At 74.8% G+C, this 20,174-nt stretch carries 18 protein-coding genes; 11 read left to right on the plus strand and 7 right to left on the minus strand.

Annotation, left to right across the window (positions count from 1 at the left end; genetic code table 11):
• Position 1 precedes the first annotated feature (1 nt).
• The 7 genes from narH to ACFXMG_RS36920 all read left to right on the plus strand — a co-directional run bounded on the left by narH (position 2) and on the right by ACFXMG_RS36920 (position 8,671).
• Entirely contained in the window at positions 2-1,537 is a 1,536-nt protein-coding gene (gene narH / locus ACFXMG_RS36890) for a nitrate reductase subunit beta (protein WP_383828005.1), read from the plus strand.
• On the plus strand, positions 1,534-2,199 hold the full coding sequence (gene narJ, locus ACFXMG_RS36895; RefSeq protein WP_383828007.1) for a nitrate reductase molybdenum cofactor assembly chaperone: 666 nt from the start codon (positions 1,534-1,536) through the stop codon (positions 2,197-2,199). Before narH ends, narJ begins: the two co-directional genes overlap by 4 nt.
• Positions 2,199-2,921 carry a respiratory nitrate reductase subunit gamma gene (gene narI / locus ACFXMG_RS36900; RefSeq protein ID WP_383828009.1) on the plus strand — a complete coding sequence of 241 codons (723 nt, stop codon included), beginning with the start codon at positions 2,199-2,201 and terminating at the stop codon, positions 2,919-2,921. Before narJ ends, narI begins: the two co-directional genes overlap by 1 nt.
• Entirely contained in the window at positions 2,918-4,108 is a 1,191-nt protein-coding gene (locus ACFXMG_RS36905; protein WP_383828011.1) for a TIGR04053 family radical SAM/SPASM domain-containing protein, read from the plus strand. Before narI ends, ACFXMG_RS36905 begins: the two co-directional genes overlap by 4 nt.
• The gene (gene hemG, locus ACFXMG_RS36910; RefSeq protein WP_383828013.1) at positions 4,096-5,421 is read left to right on the plus strand and encodes a protoporphyrinogen oxidase; all 1,326 of its coding nucleotides are present in this window, start codon (positions 4,096-4,098) and stop codon (positions 5,419-5,421) included. The genes ACFXMG_RS36905 and hemG overlap by 13 nt, the downstream gene beginning before the upstream one ends.
• 94 nt (positions 5,422-5,515) lie before the next feature.
• A complete protein-coding gene (locus ACFXMG_RS36915; RefSeq protein WP_383828015.1) occupies positions 5,516-7,096 on the plus strand; it encodes an alpha/beta hydrolase in 1,581 nt (526 codons plus the stop codon).
• A gap of 54 nt (positions 7,097-7,150) precedes the next feature.
• Positions 7,151-8,671 carry an alpha/beta hydrolase gene (locus ACFXMG_RS36920; RefSeq protein ID WP_383828017.1) on the plus strand — a complete coding sequence of 507 codons (1,521 nt, stop codon included), beginning with the start codon at positions 7,151-7,153 and terminating at the stop codon, positions 8,669-8,671.
• Positions 8,672-8,740: 69 nt separating this feature from the next.
• Here ACFXMG_RS36920 and moeZ read toward each other — a convergent pair whose 3' ends face one another.
• From moeZ to ACFXMG_RS36955, 7 genes are all read right to left on the minus strand, one after another.
• A complete protein-coding gene (gene moeZ / locus ACFXMG_RS36925) occupies positions 8,741-9,919 on the minus strand; it encodes an adenylyltransferase/sulfurtransferase MoeZ (protein ID WP_383830520.1) in 1,179 nt (392 codons plus the stop codon).
• Between the two features lie 63 nt (positions 9,920-9,982).
• Positions 9,983-10,774 carry a spherulation-specific family 4 protein gene (locus ACFXMG_RS36930; protein ID WP_383830517.1) on the minus strand — a complete coding sequence of 264 codons (792 nt, stop codon included), beginning with the start codon at positions 10,772-10,774 and terminating at the stop codon, positions 9,983-9,985.
• Positions 10,762-11,733 carry an NAD-dependent epimerase/dehydratase family protein gene (locus ACFXMG_RS36935; RefSeq protein WP_383830514.1) on the minus strand — a complete coding sequence of 324 codons (972 nt, stop codon included), beginning with the start codon at positions 11,731-11,733 and terminating at the stop codon, positions 10,762-10,764. The genes ACFXMG_RS36930 and ACFXMG_RS36935 overlap by 13 nt, the downstream gene beginning before the upstream one ends.
• A 124-nt stretch (positions 11,734-11,857) precedes the next feature.
• On the minus strand, positions 11,858-13,390 hold the full coding sequence (locus ACFXMG_RS36940; protein WP_383830511.1) for a hypothetical protein: 1,533 nt from the start codon (positions 13,388-13,390) through the stop codon (positions 11,858-11,860).
• On the minus strand, positions 13,383-15,023 hold the full coding sequence (locus ACFXMG_RS36945) for a glycosyltransferase (protein WP_383830523.1): 1,641 nt from the start codon (positions 15,021-15,023) through the stop codon (positions 13,383-13,385). The genes ACFXMG_RS36940 and ACFXMG_RS36945 overlap by 8 nt, the downstream gene beginning before the upstream one ends.
• 281 nt (positions 15,024-15,304) lie before the next feature.
• Positions 15,305-16,267 (minus strand): DUF3152 domain-containing protein, encoded by a 963-nt coding sequence (locus ACFXMG_RS36950; RefSeq protein WP_383830509.1) that lies wholly within the window; start codon positions 16,265-16,267, stop codon positions 15,305-15,307.
• 724 nt (positions 16,268-16,991) lie between these two features.
• On the minus strand, positions 16,992-17,972 hold the full coding sequence (locus tag ACFXMG_RS36955) for an alpha/beta fold hydrolase (RefSeq protein WP_383830506.1): 981 nt from the start codon (positions 17,970-17,972) through the stop codon (positions 16,992-16,994).
• A gap of 185 nt (positions 17,973-18,157) precedes the next feature.
• Between ACFXMG_RS36955 and ACFXMG_RS36960 the strand changes: the two genes are divergently transcribed.
• From ACFXMG_RS36960 to ACFXMG_RS36975, 4 genes are all read left to right on the plus strand, one after another.
• Positions 18,158-18,373, plus strand: a complete 216-nt coding sequence (locus ACFXMG_RS36960) for a hypothetical protein (protein ID WP_383830503.1) — start codon at positions 18,158-18,160, stop codon at positions 18,371-18,373.
• A gap of 145 nt (positions 18,374-18,518) precedes the next feature.
• Entirely contained in the window at positions 18,519-19,178 is a 660-nt protein-coding gene (locus ACFXMG_RS36965) for a TetR/AcrR family transcriptional regulator (protein WP_383830500.1), read from the plus strand.
• A 148-nt stretch (positions 19,179-19,326) separates the two neighbouring features.
• On the plus strand, positions 19,327-19,554 hold the full coding sequence (locus ACFXMG_RS36970; protein WP_351111042.1) for a DUF3107 domain-containing protein: 228 nt from the start codon (positions 19,327-19,329) through the stop codon (positions 19,552-19,554).
• A 289-nt stretch (positions 19,555-19,843) separates the two neighbouring features.
• Complete coding sequence (locus tag ACFXMG_RS36975) at positions 19,844-20,119, plus strand: hypothetical protein (protein WP_383830496.1); 276 nt, start codon at positions 19,844-19,846, stop codon at positions 20,117-20,119.
• Positions 20,120-20,174: the final 55 nt, after the last annotated feature.

The raw sequence follows: 20,174 nt of genomic DNA on the forward strand, positions 1-20,174 counted from the left end.
GATGCGCGTCATGGCACAGGTCGCCATGGTCATGAACCTCGACAAGTGCATCGGCTGCCACACCTGTTCGGTCACCTGCAAGCAGGCGTGGACCAACCGGCAGGGCACCGAGTACGTCTGGTTCAACAACGTCGAGACCCTCCCCGGCCAGGGCTACCCCCGCCGCTGGGAGGACCAGGAGCGCTGGAAGGGCGGCTGGGAGCGCACCCGCTCGGGGCGGCTGCGGCTGCGGGCCGGCGGGCGGCTGAAGCGGCTCGGGCAGATCTTCGCCAACCCGGAGCTGCCGGAGCTCGACGACTACTACCAGCCGTGGACGTACGAGTACAAGAACCTCACCGAGGCACCCGCCGGTGACGACCTGCCGACCGCGCGGCCCGTCTCCCAGGTGACCGGCGAACCGCTCGACAAGGTCGAGTGGGGGCCGAACTGGGACGACAACCTCGGCGGCGCCCCCGAGCACGGTCCCCAGGACCCGCTGGTCGAGAAGGTGCGCAAGCAGGTCGGCGAGAAGATCCGCTTCGAGTTCGAACAGAGCTTCATGTTCTACCTGCCCCGCATCTGCGAGCACTGCCTCAACCCGGCGTGCGTCTCCGCCTGCCCGTCCGGCGCCATGTACAAGCGCGAGGAGGACGGCATCGTCCTCGTCGACCAGGACCAGTGCCGGGGCTGGCGGATGTGCGTCACCGGCTGCCCGTACAAGAAGGTCTACTTCAACCACGCCACCGGCAAGGCCGAGAAGTGCACCTTCTGCTTCCCGCGCGTCGAGGTCGGCATGCCGACGGTCTGCTCCGAGACCTGCGTGGGCCGCATGCGGTACCTCGGCGTGATGCTGTACGACGCCGACAAGGTCGCGGAGGCGGCGGCCGTCGAGGACGAACACGACCTGTACCCGGCCCAGTTGGAGTGCTTCCTCGACCCGCACGACCCGGCGGTCGCCGCCGCCGCGCGGGCCGCCGGGATCACCGACGAGTGGCTGGACGCGGCCCGCCGCTCCCCGGTCCACGACCTCATCGCCACCTACCAGGTCGCGCTGCCGCTCCACCCGGAGTACCGCACGATGCCGATGGTCTGGTACGTGCCGCCGCTCTCCCCGGTGGTCGACGCGGTCGCCGCCACCGGCAGCGACGGCGAGGACGCCGGGAACCTCTTCGGCGCGATCGACGCGCTCCGCATCCCCGTCGAGTACCTCGCCGAGCTGCTCACCGCCGGCGACACCGTGCCCGTCGAGGCGGTGCTGCGCCGCATGGCGGCCATGCGCTCCTACATGCGCGCGGTCAACCTCGGCGAGGAGAGGGACGAGTCGGTCGCGCGGGCCGTCGGACTGACCGGGCAGGAGATGGAGGACATGTTCCGGCTCCTCGCCATCGCCAAGTACGAGGACCGGTACGTGATCCCCACCGCCGCCCGCGCCGACGCGGACGCCCTCGCCGACTCCCACCCGCTGGACCCCGACGCGGGCTGCCCGGTCGCCGACCAGGCGGGCGAGGGCCCCGGGCGGGTCCTGCTCAACCTCGGCCGCACGAGGAGGACTTCATGACCCCCGAGGCTGTCGTACGGCTGGTGGCGGCGCGCTGCCTCACCTACCCGGACGAGCGACTGTACGCCGAACTCCCGCTGCTGCGGCGGGCCTTGGACGGCGTACGTGGCGGGGAGGGCGTCCTGGAACTCCTCGCCCACATGGAGCGGACGCCGCTCCTGGACCTCTCCGCGCACTACACGGACACCTTCGACACCCGCAACCGCCGCTGCCTCTACCTCACCTGGTGGACGGACGGCGACACCCGGCGGCGCGGTCTCTCGCTCGTCGCGATCAAGCGGACCTACCGCGAGCACGGCCTGGAGTTCGACAGCGACGAGCTGCCCGACTTCCTGCCCGCCGCCCTGGAGTTCGCCGCCCGCCACGAGGAGCACGGCACCCGCCTCCTCCAGGACCACCGGGCCGGACTGGAGCTGCTGCGCCTCGCGCTGGCCGCCGCGGGAACCCCGTACACCCGCGTCCTGGAGGCCGTCTGCGGCACCCTGCCGGGCCCCTCCCCCGAGACCAAGGAGGAGGCGAAGGCGCTGGCCCGCTCCGGGCCGCCGCGCGAGCTCGTCGGACTCGACCCGCTCGGGATCGACCCGCTCGGCATCGAACCCCTCGGGCCGGGCGTCGACCTGCCCTGGCCGACCACGCACCGCGCCGAAAGGAGCCCGGTCTGATGGATCTGCTGCTGTGGGGCGTGCTGCCCTACGTCTCGGTGGCCCTGCTCGTCGCGGGCACGGTCTGGCGCGGGCGCTACGACCGCTTCGGCATCACCACCCACTCGTCCCAGCTGCACGAGTCGCGGCTGCTGCGGATCGGCTCGCCGCTCTTCCACTTCGGGATGCTGTTCGTCGTCCTCGGACACGTCGTCGGGCTGCTGATCCCCATGTCGTGGACGGACGCGGTCGGGATCAGCGACCACGCCTACCACCTGATGGCCGTCTCCACCGGCGCCGTCGCGGGCGTCGCCGCCGCCGTCGGCATCGGGATCCTCGTCTACCGGCGGATGCGCGTACCGGCCGTGCGGAAGGCGACGCTGAAGAGCGACCACCTCATGTACACGGTGCTGCTCGGGGCGATGACGCTCGGCATCCTCGCCACCGTCCTCAACTCGACCGGCGCGACGGACGGTTACAACTACCGCGAGGGCATCTCGGTCTGGTTCCGGTCGCTGTTCGCGCTCAGCCCCGACTGGGCGCTGATGGCGGGCGCGCCGCTCGCCTTCAAGCTGCACATCCTCTTCGGCTTCGCGCTGTTCGCGCTGATCCCGTACTCGCGGCTCGTCCACATGTTCGCGGTGCCGGTGCGCTACCTCTTCCGCCCGTTCGTCGTCTACCGGCGGCGCCGTCCCGGCCGGATCGCGAACCGGGCGCCGAAGCGCGGCTGGGAGCGGGTGTGAGCGCCACGAGGACGCTCGTCCGCCGGCCCCGGCAGCCCGTCGGCGAGCGGCCCTTCCTCGTCATCTGGGAGGCGACCCGGGCCTGCCCGCTGGCCTGCCTGCACTGCCGGGCCGAGGCCGTCCCGGACCGGCACCCCGACGAGCTGGACGGGCCGGCCGCGCGGCGGCTGATGGACCAGATCGCCTCCTTCGGGAAGCCCGCGCCGCTCTTCGTCATCACCGGCGGCGACCCCTTCCAGCGGCCCGATCTCGCCGAACTCGTCGCGTACGGCACCTCGGTGGGGCTGCGGGTCGCGGTCTCGCCGTCCGGGACGCCGACCCTCGACCGGGCGGGCCTCGCGCGCGTCCGGGACGCCGGGGCGGTCGCGCTCTCGCTCTCCCTCGACGCGTCGACCGCCGAGCGGCACGACGCCTTCCGGGGCGTTCCCGGCGTCTTCGACCTCACCCTGGACGGCTGGCGGGCCGCCCGCGACCTCGGTCTGAAGGTGCAGATCAACACCACCGTCAGCCGGCACAGCCTGCCCGACCTCGCCGACATCGCCGCGCTCGTACGGCGCGAGGGCGCCATGCTCTGGTCCGGGTTCCTGCTCGTGCCCACCGGCCGGGCGGGCGCGCTCGGGGCGCTCACCGCCGCCGAGTGCGAGGACGTGCTGCACTTCCTGTACGACCTCGGCGCGCGCATGCCGGTGAAGACCACCGAGGGCCACCACTTCCGGCGCGTCGCGCTCCAGCGGGCGGTGCTCGACCGGCGCGGCGAACCCCCCCGGCTCGGGCGGCTGCACGCGCGGCTCACCGAACGGGCGGTGGAACTGGGCCTGTTCGAGGGCGAGTTGCGCACGGCGCGCCGTCCTCCGATGGACGTCTCCTCCGGGCGCGGCTTCGTCTTCGTGTCCCATACGGGGGAGGTGCACCCGAGCGGCTTCCTGCCGCTGTCGGCGGGGAACGTGCGGACGCGCGAACTGCCGTCGATCTACCGGGAGTCGGAGCTCTTCCGGTCGCTGCGGGATCCGGAGCGGCTGGGCGGGAAGTGCGGGGCCTGCGAGTTCGCGCGGGTCTGCGAGGGCTCGCGCTCGCGGGCGTACGCGGTCACCGGCGACCCGCTCGCCGCCGACCCGTGGTGCGCCTACGAGCCGGGCGGCTTCCCCCACCAGGACGACCTCCGGGAGGTACTGGCATGCGCCGGGTGATCGTGATCGGCGGCGGCATCAGCGGCCTCGCGGCGGCGTGGTCGCTGCGCGGGCGGGCCGAGGTGACCGTGCTGGAGGCGGGTGACCGGATCGGCGGCAAGCTCCGCACCACGCCGCTGGCGGGCGTCCCCGTCGACGAGGGCGCCGAGTCGCTGATGGCGCTGCGGCCGGAGGCGGTGGACCTGGCGGAGGCCGTGGGTCTCGGCGGGGCCCTGCGGGACCCCGCGCCGGGTCCGGTGACGCTGTGGAGCCGGGGCGCGCTGCGGGCGCTGCCGCCCGGCCATGTGATGGGCGTGCCGCCGGACCCGTCGGCGCTGGAGGGCACCGGCCTGCTGTCGGAGGCGGGGCTGGCGAGGCTGCGGGAGGAGGAGACGCTTCCGGCGCCGCCGCTGCCTGAGGGTCGGGACGTGTCCGTGGCGGAGTACCTGGCCGGGCGGCTCGGCCGGGAGCCCGTCGACCGGCTCGTCGAACCGCTCCTCGGCGGGGTGTACGCGGGCGAGGTCGACCGGCTCTCGCTGCGCTCCGCCCTGGGGCCGGTGGCCGCGCTCGCCGGGCGCGGCGGGTCGCTGCTCGCGGCGCTGCGGGACCGGCCCGCGCGGCCGGCCCGTGCGGTGGTACGCGGCGTGACCGGCGGCACCGGGCTCCTCCCGGCGGCCGTGGCCCGGGCGTCCGGGGCGCGGATCCTGACGGGCGTGGCGGTGACGGGCCTGCGGCGGATGGCGGGCGAGTGGCGGGTGGCGACGGCTTCCGGAACCCTCCCCGCCGACGCGGTGGTCCTCGCGGTACCGGCCCACGTGGCGGCGCCCCTCCTCGCGGGGCTCGCGCCGGAGGCGGCCGAGGCGCTCGGGGCCGTACGGCACGCGGACACGGCGGTGGTGGCGCTGGCGTTCCCGCCGACGGTCGAGGCGGGGCTCCCGCCCGGGAACGGCTTCCTGGTCCCCTCCGTCGAGGGCCGCGCGATCAAGGCGGCGACGTACCTGTCCCGTAAGTGGGGGTGGCGGGAGGGGGGACCCTGCGTGATCCGCGCGTCGCTGGGACGAGCGGGGTCGGTCCTGGAAGGTTCCGACGAAGCGCTCCTGGACGCGACCCTCGCGGACCTGCGGCGCGCCCTCGGCCCCCTCCCCGCCCCCCTGGCGACCCGCGTCACCCGCTGGCCCGCCGGCCTCCCCCAGTACGACACGGGCCACGCGACCCGCGTCGCCCGCGCCCGCGCGTCGGCGGCGGAACTCCCCGCCCTCACGGTCTGCGGCGCGACCTACGAAGGCGTAGGCATAGCAGCCTCCATCTCCACAGCCCTCACCTCCACCCCCTGACTCCACCCGAAACGCCCCGCTGCGGCGGCGTGGGGGACACCCGCTTGGGGGTGTGTTTCGCGCGGGGGTGGCGGGGGCGGACGAGCATGGGGGTATGCCGATCTCCGCCGCTCAGCGTGCCGCCGCTCTGCTCACCGCTTCCGCCGTCCTCTGCCTCACCGGCTGCTCGGACGACGCGGGCGACGGGAACGACGCCACCACCCGCCCCACCGGCACCGGCGGCCTCTCCGGGCTGACCGGCCAGCAGCTCGCGTGGGACACCTGCCCGGCCCCCTCCCCCGCGGAGGGCGGCGGTGCCGCCCCGACCCCGCTGCCCGGCGGCACCACCTGGGAGTGCGCGTTCCTCCAGACGCCGCTGGACTGGTCCCAGCCGGAGGGCGAGACCATCGAGCTGGCGCTCATCCGGGCGCGGGCCAAGGACAACGCCAACCGCATCGGCTCCCTCGTCTTCAACTTCGGCGGCCCCGGCGGCTCCGGCATCACCGCCCTGCCCGGCTTCGCCGCCGAGTACGAGACCCTCCGCTCCCGCTACGACCTGGTCTCCTTCGACCCGCGCGGCGTCGGCCGCAGCGAGCCGGTGGAGTGCGCCACGGACAAGGAGCTGGACGCCTACTACGCGATGGACTTCACCCCCGACGACCAGGCGGAGGAGCGCACGCTGTCCGACGCGCAGAAACGGTACGCCGCAGGCTGCGAGAAGGACGCCGGCAAGGTCCTCCCGCACGTCGGCACGGAGAGCGCGGCCCGCGACATGGACCTCCTGCGCCAGGTCCTCGGCGACGACAAGCTGCACTACTTCGGCATCTCGTACGGCACCGAGCTCGGCGGCGTCTACGCCCACCTCTTCCCGGAGCGGGTGGGCCGGGCCGTCTTCGACGCCGTCGTGGACCCCGACGCGGGCGTCGAGGAGGGTGCCCTCGGCCAGGCGAAGGGCTTCCAGCTCGCGCTGGACAACTTCGCGCAGGACTGCGTGGACCGGGGCGACGAGTGCGCCCTCCCGGGCGCGACCGTCGCCGAGGTCGAGAAGGGCGTCACCGACCTCCTCGCCTCGCTCGACGAGAAGCCGATCCCCGGCATCGGCAGCCGGGACCTGACCCAGACCCAGGCCACCAACGGCATCGCCCAGTCCCTGTACTCGAAGGAGTTCTGGCCCTACCTGGAGCAGGGCCTGGAGGCCGCGGACGGCGGCGACGGCGCCCTCCTCCTCGCCCTCTCCGACTCCATGAACGGCCGCGGCGAGAACGGCAGCTACAGCAACATCCAGGCCGCCAACGCCGCCATCAACTGCGTCGACTTCAAGGAGCGCTACACCCTCGGCCAGGCCAAGGAGCGCCTCCCCCAGTTCCGCGAGGCGTCCCCGGTCTTCGGCGACTTCATGGGCTGGGCCCTCTCCAGCTGCTCGCAGTGGCCCGTTCCCGGCACCTGGGACCACCCGGACGTCTCCGCGCCCGGCTCCGCGCCGATCCTCGTGGTCGGCAACACCGGCGACCCCGCGACCCCGTACGAGGGCGCGCGCGCCATGGTGAAGGCGCTCGGCAAGGACGTCGGCGTGGAGCTCACGTACGAGGGCGAGGGCCACGGCGCCTACAACGGCGGCAACGCCTGCGTGAAGAAGGCCGTCGACGGCTACCTCCTGAACGGCAAGGTCCCCGCCTCCGGCACCGTCTGCAAGTAGTCACAGCCCAGCCCCCTAGGATGACGGGCCAGTCTCGATCTTGGGGAGTCCTCCATGCACATACGCCGGCGCCTGACCGTCCTCGCCGTCGGAGGACTCCTGGTCACCGGCTGTACGAGCACGGGCGCCCCGGCCTCCTCCCCCTCCACACGCCCTCCCTCGGACGCCAAGCCCACCCCCTCCCGCACCCCCTCCCCCACCTCCGCCCTCACCGCCCAGCGCCCCGACTGGAAGCGCTGCGACGGAGCCGGCGACGAATGGCGCTGCGCCACCGTGGACGTGCCGCTGGACCACGCGAAGCCGTCGGGCCCCACCCTCCCCGTCGCCCTGATCCGCAAGGAGGCGACCGACCGCGAGGCCCGGATCGGCTCGCTGCTCTTCAACTTCGGCGGGCCCGGCGCCTCCGGCGTGGACATGCTGCCGCAGCTCTCCGGGGAGTACGCGTCGCTGGGCGAGCGGTACGACCTCGTGGGCTTCGACCCGCGCGGGGTGAGCCGCAGCTCCGGCGTCGTCTGCCGGGACGACGCCGAGCAGGCGGCCGCCGAGACCCGCGTCGACTCCACCCCGGACACGCCCGCCGAGGAGGGCGCCTACCTGAAGGACGCGGCCGACTTCGGCGCCGGCTGCGCCCGCCGCTCCGGCGAGGTGATCCCGTACACCACCACCTCGGCCACCGCCCGCGACCTGGACCTGATCCGGCAGGTCCTCGGCGACGAGAAGCTGCACTACTTCGGCATCTCGTACGGCACCCAGCTCGGCGGCACCTACGCCCACCTCTTCCCGGAGAAGGTGGGCCGGCTGGTCCTGGACGCGGTCGTCGACCCGACCGCCGGCACCGCGGGCCACGCCCGGCACCAGACGATCGGCTTCCAGCGGGCCCTGGACAACTACCTGAAGAGCACCGGACAGGACCCGGAGACCGGCACCGCGAGGATCACCCGGCTCCTGGAACGCCTGGACGCGCAGCCCCTGGAGACCGGCGGCCGCCGCCTCACCGAGGGCCTCGCGATCACCGGCATCGCCGTGACCCTCTACGCGGAGTCCAGCTGGTCCCTCCTCACCCAGGCCCTGGAGGCGGCCGAGTCCGGTGACGGCGGCCCGCTGCTGCGGCTCGCGGACGCCTACAACGACCGTGACGAACAGGGCCGTTACTCCACCCAGTCGCACTCCCAGCGGGCGATATCCTGCGCCGACTCCAGCGAGCGCCCGACCGCCGCGCAGGCGAGGGCGCTGCTGCCGGAGTTCCGCCGCCTCTCCCCCGTCTTCGGCGCCTTCCTCGCCTGGGACACGGCGGGCTGGTGCGCCGGCTGGCCGGTGAAGGGCGAGGCGACCACCCCGGCGGCCTCCGCCCCGGGCGCGGCCCCGGTGCTGGTCGTGGGCACGACGGGCGACCCGGCGACCCCGTACGAGGGCGCGGAGCGGATGGCGGAGGAGCTCGGCGAGGGCGTCGGGATCCTGGTCACCAACAAGGGCGAGGGGCACGGCGCGTACGGCACGTCGGCGTGCGTGACAGGGAAGATCGACGCGTACCTGCTGGACGGGAAGGTGCCCGCGTACGGCACGACCTGCGGGTAGCGGAGACGCGCGAAGGCCCCGGACCGTCCTGGTCCGGGGCCTTCGCGCGTCACGTCCTAGTAACCGGTCCTAGTAGACCGGCTTCTCGGGCTCGATCTGGTGGACCCAGCCGATGACGCCGCCGCCGACGTGCACCGCGTCCGCGAAGCCCGCGGACTTGAGCACGGCGAGGACCTCCGCGCTGCGGACACCCGTCTTGCAGTGCAGGACGATCTTCTTGTCCTGCGGGAGGTCCTGGAGGGCGGTGCCCATCAGGAACTCGTTCTTCGGGATCAGACGGGCGCCGGGGATCGAGACGATCTCGTACTCGTTCTGCTCGCGGACGTCGATGATGTCGATGTTCTCGCCGTCGTCGATCCACTCCTTGAGCTGCTTGGGAGTGATCGTGGAGCCGAGCGCCGCCTCCTGGGCCTCCTCGGACACGACGCCGCAGAACGCCTCGTAGTCGATGAGCTCGGTGACGGTCGGGTTCTCGCCGCAGACCGCGCAGTTCGGGTCCTTGCGGACCTTCACCTGGCGGTACTGCATCTCCAGGGCGTCGTAGATCATCAGACGGCCGACGAGCGGCTCGCCGATGCCGGCGAGGAGCTTGATGGCCTCGTTGACCTGGATGGAGCCGATGGACGCGCACAGCACGCCCAGGACGCCGCCCTCGGCGCAGGAGGGGACCATGCCCGGCGGCGGGGGCTCCGGGTAGAGGCAGCGGTAGCAGGGACCGTGCTCGGACCAGAAGACGGACGCCTGGCCGTCGAAGCGGTAGATCGAGCCCCAGACGTACGGCTTGTTCAGCAGCACGCAGGCGTCGTTCACCAGGTAGCGGGTGGCGAAGTTGTCCGTGCCGTCGACGATCAGGTCGTACTGGCTGAAGATGTCCATCACGTTGTCGGCTTCGAGCCGCTCCTCGTGAAGGACCACGTTCACGTACGGGTTGATGCCGAGCACGCTGTCGCGCGCCGACTCCGCCTTGGAGCGGCCGATGTCGGCCTGGCTGTGGATGATCTGGCGCTGGAGGTTCGACTCGTCGACCTCGTCGAACTCCACGATGCCGAGCGTGCCGACGCCGGCCGCGGCCAGGTACATGAGGGCCGGCGAGCCGAGGCCACCGGCGCCCACGGCCAGCACCTTGGCGTTCTTGAGCCGCTTCTGCCCGTCCATCCCCACGTCGGGGATGATCAGGTGGCGGGAGTACCTGCGGACCTCGTCTACGGTGAGCTCGGCAGCCGGCTCGACCAGGGGTGGCAGCGACACGGGGACTCCGTTGGTCGGTATGTCAGTACGGTTGTTCTCCCCGTAACACTGCCACGCCCCTTCTCATTCCGAGACACCCGGTCCGATACGCGAGACGATTTCGTCCCAGTAGCCGGGCAGCGAGTGGAATGGGGTGTTCTGTCCCCGGACCCTCGCCGCCCCCACCGCCCCGGCCGCCGCCCTCTCCGCCGCCCCGTCCGGCGCGCCGCTGCGGTCGGTGAAGAAGATCGTGCCGGCGCCCTGCCAGCGGGCGATCCGCAGCGCCTCGTCGAGGTGGGTGCGGGGCACCCCGTGGACGAAGTGGGCGAACTTCCCCTCCGGGTAGTCCGCCGTCCACTCGGCCACCTGCGACCAGCGGTACTCCGCCCAGGCGCCGGAGAAGGTCACCAGCTGGTCCGCCGCCTCCGCGTAGCCGGGGTAGGGGTGGCGGCCCTGGCCGAGGACGAGGTGGGCGTCGCCGCCGAGGAGGGCCGACAGCGTGCCGGTGACCCTCCTCACGCCCGGCAGGTCGGCCCGGTCCGTGGGGCAGCGGTCCAGGTAGAAGCCGCCGACCCGGTACCAGTCGAGGAAGCGCTGGGCCTGCGAGACCAGCTCCCCGAAGGGCCGCGAGCCGTGCGCCAGGTCGAGGTGCCCGAGCACCCGCACGCCCGCGTGCCGGAGCCGTCCGGCGGTCTCCAGGCAGTGCGGGTCGGGGCGGCTGCCGGGGCCGTCGGAGACGTTGAGCACCGCCCAGTGCACGGGGGTCCCCGGCCGGGTGAGCTCGGCCCACTCGACCGGGGCGAGCAGCGGGTGGGCGTAGCCGGGAGCGCCCACCCCGAGCGCCCGGACCGCCCCGGTGGCGGTCAGATGCGACACGCCGCCTCCATCCAGATGTCGGCGAGCGACTCCTCCAGGTTGATGCGGGGGCGCCAGCCGAGCCGGTCACGGGCGGTGCGGACGTCCGCCTGCTGCCAGGGCCCGCAGCCGTCGGGGTACGGGAAGGGGGAGGCGGCGAGCTGTTCGGCGATGGTCGCCTCGCTGCGCGGGGCGCCGATGACGGGCCGCTGCGGCATGCCGTGCGGGGCGTCGACCTCGTGGAGGTTGCCCGCGTAGCCGGCGACCCTGGCGAGGACGGCGGCGGCGTCCCGGAGCCGTACGGCCCGTCCCGTACCGATGTTGACGACGCCCTGGGCGGCGGACAGGGAGGCGGCGTGCACGGCGCGGGCCACGTCCCGGACGTCCACGAAGTCCCGCTGCACGCCGAGACCGCTGAGCTTGAGCTCGCCGTCGCCCGCCTGCATGGCGCGGCGCATGGCCTCGGCGAGCCGGCCGAGCGGGGAGCCGGCGGGGGTGCCGGGGCCGACCGGGGAGAAGACCCGGAGGACGACCGCGTCGAGCCCGGAGCCGAGGACGAGTTCGGTGGCGGCGAGCTTGGAGACGCCGTACGGGCCTCCCGGGCGCGGCACGGCGTCCTCGGCGGTGGAGGAGCCGGGCTGGCTGGGCCCGTACTCGGAGGCGCAGCCGACCTGGACGAGCCGGGCGCCGCAGCCGCTGCGGCGCAGGGCCTCGCAGACGGTGGCGACGGCGACGGTGTTGTGCCGGGTGAGGTCGCGGGCGCCGCCTCGGGTGGCGCCCGCGCAGTTGACGACCACGCCGGGGTGGACGGCGTCCAGGAAGCGGGTGAGCGCGCCGGGGCTGCCGCTGGCGAGGTCGAAGCGGACGTCGGCGTCGTCGCCGCGGCCGAGTGCGGTGAGGTGGACCGCCGGGTCGGCGAGCAGCCGGTCGGCGACGAAGCGGCCGATGAAGCCGTTGGCTCCGAGCAGTAGCACCCTCATCGTGCGGCCCCTTCGTGCCGACCGGCCGGTGCTGGGGAGGGAGGGGTCATGGTCTGGGTTCTCCTTGAGGGTGGTGAGGGAGGGGCCGGGCGCCCGCGGCGTCGGCTCCGCGGGTGCCCCGGGGTCAGGGGGCGGTGTGGGCCGAGGCCCGGGTGAGGGCGCCGGTCGCGTGGGCCAGCAGGCCGAGCGCGGCGGCGCCGCAGACGAGCGCGGGGAGGGCGCCAGGACCCCAGGCGTCGACGGCGGTCCGTACGGGGACGGCGAGCGCGTCGAAGCCGGGGAGCGGGAGCCGGGACGCCAGCACGCTCGCGAGGCCGAGGGCTTCGGCGGCGCAGGCGGCGGCGAGTGCGGCGGCGGCGGTCTCGGGGTGTCCGTGGACGGTGAGCAGCCGGGCGATCAGGAGCAGGGCGCCGAGGGCGAGCGCGCCGGCGGTGAGGCCGGTGAGCGCGAGCAGGGCGGTGAGGGCGGCGAGATGGAGGAGGACGGCGGCCAGCAGCCACGCGCGCGTGCCGGCCGCGAAGTCGGCGAGGCCGCGGCTGGCGGCGATACGCCGGCGGGCCCGCCCGGCGAAGAGGTGGGCGCACCAGGCGGCCGGGGCGACGGCGAGCGCGAGCCCGAGGAGCGGCGCGGGGTCGAGGCTCCAGGCGCCGTCGGGCCCGCCCCTGAGCACCTGTTCCAGGAGCCCGTCCCCGGCGACGGCGTACGCGAGGAGCCACAGGGTCCAGAGCCGGGCGGCGGGCGCGGTGGCGGCGGCGCGCAGGGGCCCGCGCCGGACGGCGAGGACGAGCGCGCCGGCGAGCCCGAGCGCCCCGGCGGTCCCGGCGGCGAGCCGCGCGCCCCCGTCGAGGTGGAGCAGCGCGGGCACCAGCAGACCGGCGGCGGCGCCGGGGGCGAACGCGGCGAGCGCCCAGGGGGTACGGGGCGTGGGGACGTCCTGCGAGGGCGCGGGTTCCTGGTGGCCGCGGGGCACGCGCGCGTACAGCTCCTCGGCGAGCGAGAAGACGTCCCGGTGCCGGTACCGCGCGGCGGTGCGGTCCGTGAAGCCCTGCGCCTCCAACCCGGCGGCGATCTCCAGCGGGTCGACGGCCCGCGCGCACAGCTCCCGGTGCCGGTGCATCAGCACCTTGACGGGATCCCCGGCGGTGCGCCGCACCCGCCCGGGGCCGGGCACGGCCTCCCCCTGTCCGGCCCCGGCGGCGGCAGCGGGGGGCTCACCCCAGGCGGCCCCGGGGCCGGGGGCGACGGGGGCGGGGGCCGGGTCCACGGAGGCGGGCTCGGGCTCAGCGACGGCCTCCGGCTCGGGCCCCGCGACGGCCTCCAGCTCCGTTTCGGCCGCCACCTCAGACTCCGACTCTCCCTCCCCCTCCGAGAGTTCCGTCTCGGCGGGCGGCGGGCCCGTGGGATGGCGGGGCGGGCCGAAGGCGGAGAGGAGGTCGTCCAGAGCGGACGCGCCGGGGGCGGGCTCCGGGGTCGCGGGCAGGGGGTCCGCGTGGAGGTCGAGACCGGGGAGCGGGCCGCCGGGCCCCGGGGCTATGGCGGGGGGCGTGGGCTCCGCATCCACCGCGGGGGCGCCGAGGAGTGCCTCGGAGCGGGTGTCCCAGGCTCCGGGGCTCGTCGGGGCGGCGGGGCCGCGCATGGGGGTGCCTCCTTCAGGCATCGGGGCCTCCTGTGCCCGCGGCGACGGCCTTCGGCGTCCAGCCGCCGGGGAGGTGCGCCTCGGCGGGGTGGGCGAAGGGCACGTCGGACCCGGCCCGGTGGCGTACCGGCGCGTGGGAGAGGAGTTCCAGGTAGATGCCGCGGAACGCGGCGAGGTTCTGGTCGACGGTGAAGAGTTCGAGCGCCCGGGCGCGGGCGGCCGCGCCGAGCCGGTGGCGGCGCTCGGGGTCGCTCAGCAGCGCGAGGCAGGCGTCGGCGAGCGCCCGGGGGTTGCGCGGGGGGACGACGAGCCCGGTGCCGCCGATGATCTCGACGACCGCGCCGACGTCGGTGGAGACCGTGGCGCGGGCGCAGAACATGGCCTCGACGAGGCTCGCGGGGAAGCCCTCGACGGTGCTGGAGAGGACGACGACCGCGGCGGAGGCGTAGACGTCCTCCAGGGTGGGGGCCTCGGGGCCGCCGAGCTCCTCGAAGGAGACGGGGTTCTCCCCCACCGCGTGGGCGCCCGGGGCCTCGTCGGGGAAGAGCTGGGCGGCGAGCGCGGCGCACTGGCCGAGGTAGGCGCAGTGGTCGGCGCCCTGGTCGGCCTCGCGCCCGTCGGCGGGGACGGAGACGATCCGCAGCCGGGTGTCGGGCCGCCGCGCGCGGAGTTCGGCGAAGGCGTGGAGGAGGGCGACGAGGTCCTTGGCGGGTTCGACGCGCCCGATCCACACGAGGGTGCCGGGCTCGCCGCTCGCCTCGTCCTCGCCGACCTCGGCGAAGCGCTCGGCGGGCATGCCGGGGTGGACGGTGCGGACCCGCTCCCGGTCGGCGCCGAGCCGCTCCTGCCAGCGGCGGGCGTGGGCGTTGCCGGGGGTGAGGAGGGCGGCCTGGCGGTACGTCTCGCCGGCGAGGCGGCCGTGGAGGGCGGCGAGCAGGGTGCGCAGGGCGGTGGAGCGGCCGGCGGTGTCCGTGCCGGGCCCGCCGAGGTAGTGGGAGCGGAGGCCGACGCCGTACTCGGTGACGAGGAGGGGGGTGCCGAAGAAGCGTTTGGCCAGGAGTCCCGGGAGGGCGACGGGCCCGCCCGCGGTGGCGTGGCAGAGGTCGGCGGCGCCGAGGGCGGTCTCGTCGTACCAGTCGAGGGAGAGGGGGCGCAGGGCCCGCTCCAGGTGGTCGGCGAAGGCGAGGTGGTCGCGGAGTCCGGCCGCGGCGGCGGCGCGGCGGGCGCCGGGGGCGCGGCCGGCGGCCTCCAGGAGGCGGACGGCGTCGTCGGAGCGGAGCGCGCCGGGCAGTCCGCCGCTGTCGCGGGCGAGGTCGGCGAGGGCGCCGAGGCCGGTGGCGAAGGCGTGCTCGGGGTCGTCCTGCGCGGTGAGGCCGGTGGCGAGGGCGTGGAAGCCCTCGGCGAAGCGGCGGCGGTCGCGGCGGCCGTAGGCGCGGCGGGCGGCGCGTCCGGGCGGTCCGGCGGGGAGGGCGCCCTCGCCGGTGGCGGGGACGGGGCGGGTGTGGGGCGGGAGCGGGACGGCGGGGAGGGGGCCGCCGACGGCGTACAGGTCGAAGTCGTGGGCGGCGAGGCCGCGGACGAGCCGCTGCCACCAGGCACCGGTGTCACCGGTGGCGCACGGGGCGCCACCTTCCGTGAGCAGTCCGATCCGCACGAGCACACACCCCCGGTCTCCCTTGACGGCGCCCACCGGTCCCGTCGGTGGCGCGCGCTGCCGTCCCTCGGCGGGAATCCCACAGCGGGAAGAACGTAAGCGCAGCGACCGGTGGTGCGGCGGACGGTTGTCCGTCGCACCACCGGAAGGGGTGAATGCACGTAACTTTCCCCGCACGGTCGCGTTCCGTCGCGGTACGCGCCCGCCGGGTCACGGAGGGTCAGATTCCGGCGGGTTCGGGGCGCCCGGCGCGCCGGGCGCCGTAAACCTCTGGCACGAGGTCAACTCCCGGGATGCACCCAGGGGTTGGGCTTGCAGACGATGCCGTCGACGTCCAGGGACTTCGTCTGCTGCTGCATCACGGGCGCCAGCGCACCCGGCGTCTGACACGACACATGGTTGTGACCGAGCCGGTGTCCGACCTCGTGGTTGATGAGCATCTGCCGGTAGGCGTACATCGCCTTCGGCCCGAAGGTCTCCGACCCCTGCGCCCAGCGGAAGGCGTTGATCATCACGCGCTCGGTGGAGGCGGAGTCGCAGGAGACGTTGTCGACGGTGGTGTCGAGACCCGACTTGGCGCACCACGTGCCGGTGGTGCCGGGGCTCGCGAGGGTGATGACGAAGTCGGGCTGCCCGCTGGAGATCCGCTCGAAGGTCATGGCGCCCTGACCGGCCCAGCTGCGCTTGTCGTTGAGGGTCTGCTGGACCGCCCGCGCGAAGAGCCCGGCGTCGAGACCGATCCCCTTCTCGACGTCCACCCGGTAGCGGTACTTCTGCCCCGAGCCGGGCGCCTTGTCGAGTCCGGGCACGGCCTCGAACTCGCCGGAGCCGGTCAGCTTCGGGTCGATCGGGAACTGATGGGTCATCAACTGCTCGTATGTGGGCGCCGGTTTGCTCGCCACGGGCGCCGGGCTCGACGGGGTGGGCCGCTCGTCGGAGCGGGAGGCGGAGCTGTCCTCCGAGGCGCGCTCGGCCGGCTCCTGCGCGGCGCGCGCGGCCGGAGCCCCGTCCTCGCGGTCGGCGACCTGACCGGCGACGACGATCGCGAGACAGGTGGTGACGGCTGCGGCCGCGATGCCGGTGAGCGCCCGGCCCATGCCGCCCCGGCCGCCGGCGCTCTCCCCGGCGTCCGGCGCGGGAGCCGCGACCGGCCCGGCGGGCGGAGCCGCGGCGGCCCGGCGTGGGCCGGGGATGCGGGGCGCGGTGCCGGTGGTGGCCCCGTACCGCTCGGGCCCCGGCCGCACGGCCTCGTCATGCGTCGGATGCCCCCCGCGCACCGGAATCCCGTGCGCGGGCGTGTGCGGCACCCCGTGCGCGGGCGTGTCATACGCACCCCGGCCGCCGCCGTACGCGGGCGTGCCGTGCGCCGGAGTCCCGTGCGCCGGGGTTCCGTTCGCCCGGGTCCCGTACACGGGCGTCCCGTGCGCCGGAGTCCCGTGCGCCGGGGTTCCGTTCGCCCGGGTCCCGTACACGGGCGTCCCGTGCGCCGGAGTCCCGTGCGCCGGGGTCCCGTTCGCCCGGGTCCCGTACACGGGCGTCCCGTGCGCCGGAGTCCCGTGCGCCGGGGTCCCGTTCGCCGGGGTTCCGTTCGCCGGGGTCCCGTTCGCCGGGGTCCCGTTCGCCGGGGTTCCGTTCGCCGGGGTCCCGTGGCCGGGCGTCCCGTGCGCCGGTGCCCCATGCGCCGGGGTTCCGTTCACCGGGGTCCCGTACACGGGCGTCCCGTGCGCCGGTGTCCCGTACCCCCCGGAAAGCGTGCCCTGCCCGCGACCGGTGCCCCGGGCGGCGCCCCGCTCCTCCGGACGGCTCTCGGCGGCCCTGCGGCGCCGGCCCGTGCCCGCGCCCGTACCCGCTCCCGTGCCCGCGCCCGCGTCCACGACGGGCGTGCGCCCGGTCTCGTCGGCCCGGGTGCGCCCGGTGTCCCCCACCGAGGGCGCGGGCCCCTTGCGACTATGTCGTCCCACCCCGGGTTCAGCTCCCGTCGTGCCGCGCGTCGTGGTCCGCGATCAGGTCCCGCGCGGCCGCGGCGACCGTCTCCGGGTACTCCATCATCGCCACGTGACCGGCGTCGGGCAGGCTCAGCAGCCGCGAGCCCCGGAAGGCGGCGGCGGCCCTGCGGGCCATCCGGTACGAGACGAGCCGGTCACGGCCGCCGTAGATCAGCAGGGTGGGTGCGAGCACCCGCTCCGCCTGACGCCACAGGCCGTGCTGGCCGCCGAGCGTATAGGCGTCGACGATGCCGCGCGAGGACCTCGCCATCGCGTCCCAGAAGTAAGGGAGCTCCAGCCGCCGCTCCATCTCCTCGACGGCGTGCCGGAAGCCCTCGTCGGTGACCTGTCCGGGGTCCCCGTAACAGAGGGAGAGGACGCCCCGAACGCGCTGCTCCGCCGTCCAGTCCCGGGAGAGGCGGGCGAAGAGCCCGGCGACGCCCGGCACGGCGAGCATCACCGTCGGCCAGGCGGTGCGCTGGGCGCGCAGCTCGGGCAGTGCGGGCGCGACGAGCGTCAGGGTGCGGACCAGGTCGGGCCGGACGGCGGCGACCCGGGTGGCGACGGCGCCGCCCATCGAGTTGCCGAAGAGGTGGACCGGGCCGCGGCCGGAGGCGTCGAGCAGCCGGATCACGGCGCGGGCGTGCCCGGTGACCGAGTAGTTGCCGTCGTCGGGCGGCGGGGAGTCGCCGAAGCCGGGCAGGTCGACGGCCTCGCCGTCGACGAGGTCGGCGAGGAGCGGCATGAGGGCGGACCAGTTCTGCGAGGAACCGCCGAGGCCGTGCACGTACAGCGCGGGCGGCAGGCCGGTGCGGCCGCCGGGCCGGGAGCGCACGGTGAGCGTGAGTCCGGGGAGCGCGACGGAGCGGAGCTCCTCGCCGTCGGCGACCCGGACGGCGCGCCGGAGCGGCGTCGCCGGAGCGGTGTCGGCGGTCCGGGTTTCCGGCAGCTCGGTCGAGGACATGGCCGCAATATTACGAGACGATCACGCGCGCTCGGGTGTGGGTGCGGTCACAAGCCGCGTGGCGCCCGGCCTCGGACCCCTCCGGCGGCGGCTCGGGTGCGGGTGGGCCCGGGTGCTCCTACGCTCGAAGGGAGGGTCATCCGCGTGGGCTGCCGCTCGCGCGCGGGGAGGACGGAAGGAAGCGCATGACTGTCGATCCGTCCGAGCCGGACACGTTCCCCGAGGAAGAGGACACCGTGCTCGACGAGGAAGTCCCGGAGGCCGACGCGGCCGAGCAGCACACGGAACTGCGTCCGAGGGAGGACGAACCGCTCAGCGACATCGACCACGACGCGGCGGACGAGGGCGACGCCTCCGAACAGGCCCGCGTCGTCACACTCGACGAAGACGACTACCGCTGATTTGTTCGGTTTAATCTTGAATAGCCTGTCGACCCCGGCGTCCGGTCCGTGAAATTCTGCGTCCGCACCGCGCACAGCCGGGTTACCCAAAAGTACGATGGCCGCGCGGCGCGACAGCGCACTGGATCGAATCTTGGGAGGCCGCGTGAGCGCCATCGAGCAGACAGAGGCAGCACGCCCTCGCGGTACGCGGCTGCCGCGCCGTGCCCGGCGGAACCAGCTGCTCGGCGCGGCCCAGGAGGTCTTCGTCGCCCAGGGCTACCACTCCGCGGCCATGGACGACATCGCCGAGCGGGCGGGCGTCAGCAAGCCGGTGCTCTACCAGCACTTCCCCGGGAAGCTGGAGCTCTACCTGGCCCTGCTCGACCAGCACTGCGAGTCGCTGCTCCTGGCGGTCCGCACGGCCCTCGCCTCCACCTCGGACAACAAGCTCCGGGTCGCGGCCACCATGGACGCCTACTTCGCCTACGTCGAGGACGAGGGCGGCGCCTTCCGGCTCGTCTTCGAGTCCGACCTCACCAACGAGCCGGCCGTGCGCGAGCGCGTCGACCGGGTGAGCCTCCAGTGCGCCGAGGCGATCTCCGAGGTCATCGCCGAGGACACCGGGCTGTCCACGGACGAGTCGATGCTGCTCGCGGTGGGCCTCGGCGGCGTCTCGCAGGTCGTCGCCCGCTACTGGCTCTCCAGCGAGTCCCCGATCCCCCGCGACACGGCCGTCTCGCTGCTCACCTCGCTCGCCTGGCGCGGCATCGCGGGCTTCCCGCTGCACGCCGTGGAGGGCCAGCTGAGCGCCGAGGGCCACTGACCGGCGCCCGTTCCCGGCGCCTGTTCCCGGTTCCTGTTCGCTCCTGGCGTGCGCCGGCCGCGCCGTGCGGGTCCCCTCTCCGGGCTAATGTGTGCAGCGTACGGCGCGGGTTCATCGCGCATGGCTGACCGTTCGGAGGGACATAGCCGTGGAGGTCAAGATCGGCGTGCAGTACGCACCCCGGGAGATCGTTCTGGAGAGCGGGCAGTCCGCCGAGGACGTGGAGCGCGCCGTCGCGGACGCGCTGTCCGGCAAGGCACCGCTGCTCAGCCTTGAGGACGACAAGGGCCGTCGGGTCCTCGTCCCGTCGGACAAGATCGCATACGTGGAGCTCGGCGAGTCCGCCGTGCGCCGGGTGGGCTTCGGCACGCTCTGAGCCCCGGCTCTCGTGGAAGAGGCCCGGAGGGACACCCGTCCCTCCGGGCCTCTTCGCGTACGCCCCTCCGGTCCTCTTTCGCGTACGCCCCTCCGGTCCTCTTCCCGTACGCCCGTCCGGGTGTCGCCGCCCTCGCCCCCGCCACCGGCTCCGGAGGCGTCCCGAGGCGGTGGCGGGCGGGTGTACGGGGCGCCCCACCAGGGCGTGGGGAGGATTGCGTTCCGGCGGCCCGGGGTAGAGGGGGCTTGACCGCACCGCCCGCCCCGCACCCCTCGCGAGGTGATCCACCGTGTTCCTGGAAGCCCTCGGTTCCGCCCTGCTCGGACTCGCCCTGGCCTGGGCGGCCCTGCACCGCCTGCCCGACCGCCTCCCCGCCCGGAGGACCGTCCTCCTCACCGGTGCGCTCGGCGCCGTCTTCGGCGCCCTGGTCACCCACGGGGCCCTCGGCCCCGGCCACTTCCTCGCCACCCTCGTCGGCGCCGTCGCGGTCGCGGCGGTGCTGCTCTCGCTGCTGATCCGCCCGGCCGCCCGCCGGCTGCGCCGATCATCCCCGGCGGCCTACTGACCGCCGCGTCGCACGCGTGGAAAAGGCCGCGTGGCCCGGGACTTCGGTCCCGGGC

The sequence above is a fragment of the Streptomyces sp. NPDC059201 genome (assembly GCF_042754585.1).
In the GTDB taxonomy this organism is placed as follows: domain Bacteria; phylum Actinomycetota; class Actinomycetes; order Streptomycetales; family Streptomycetaceae; genus Streptomyces.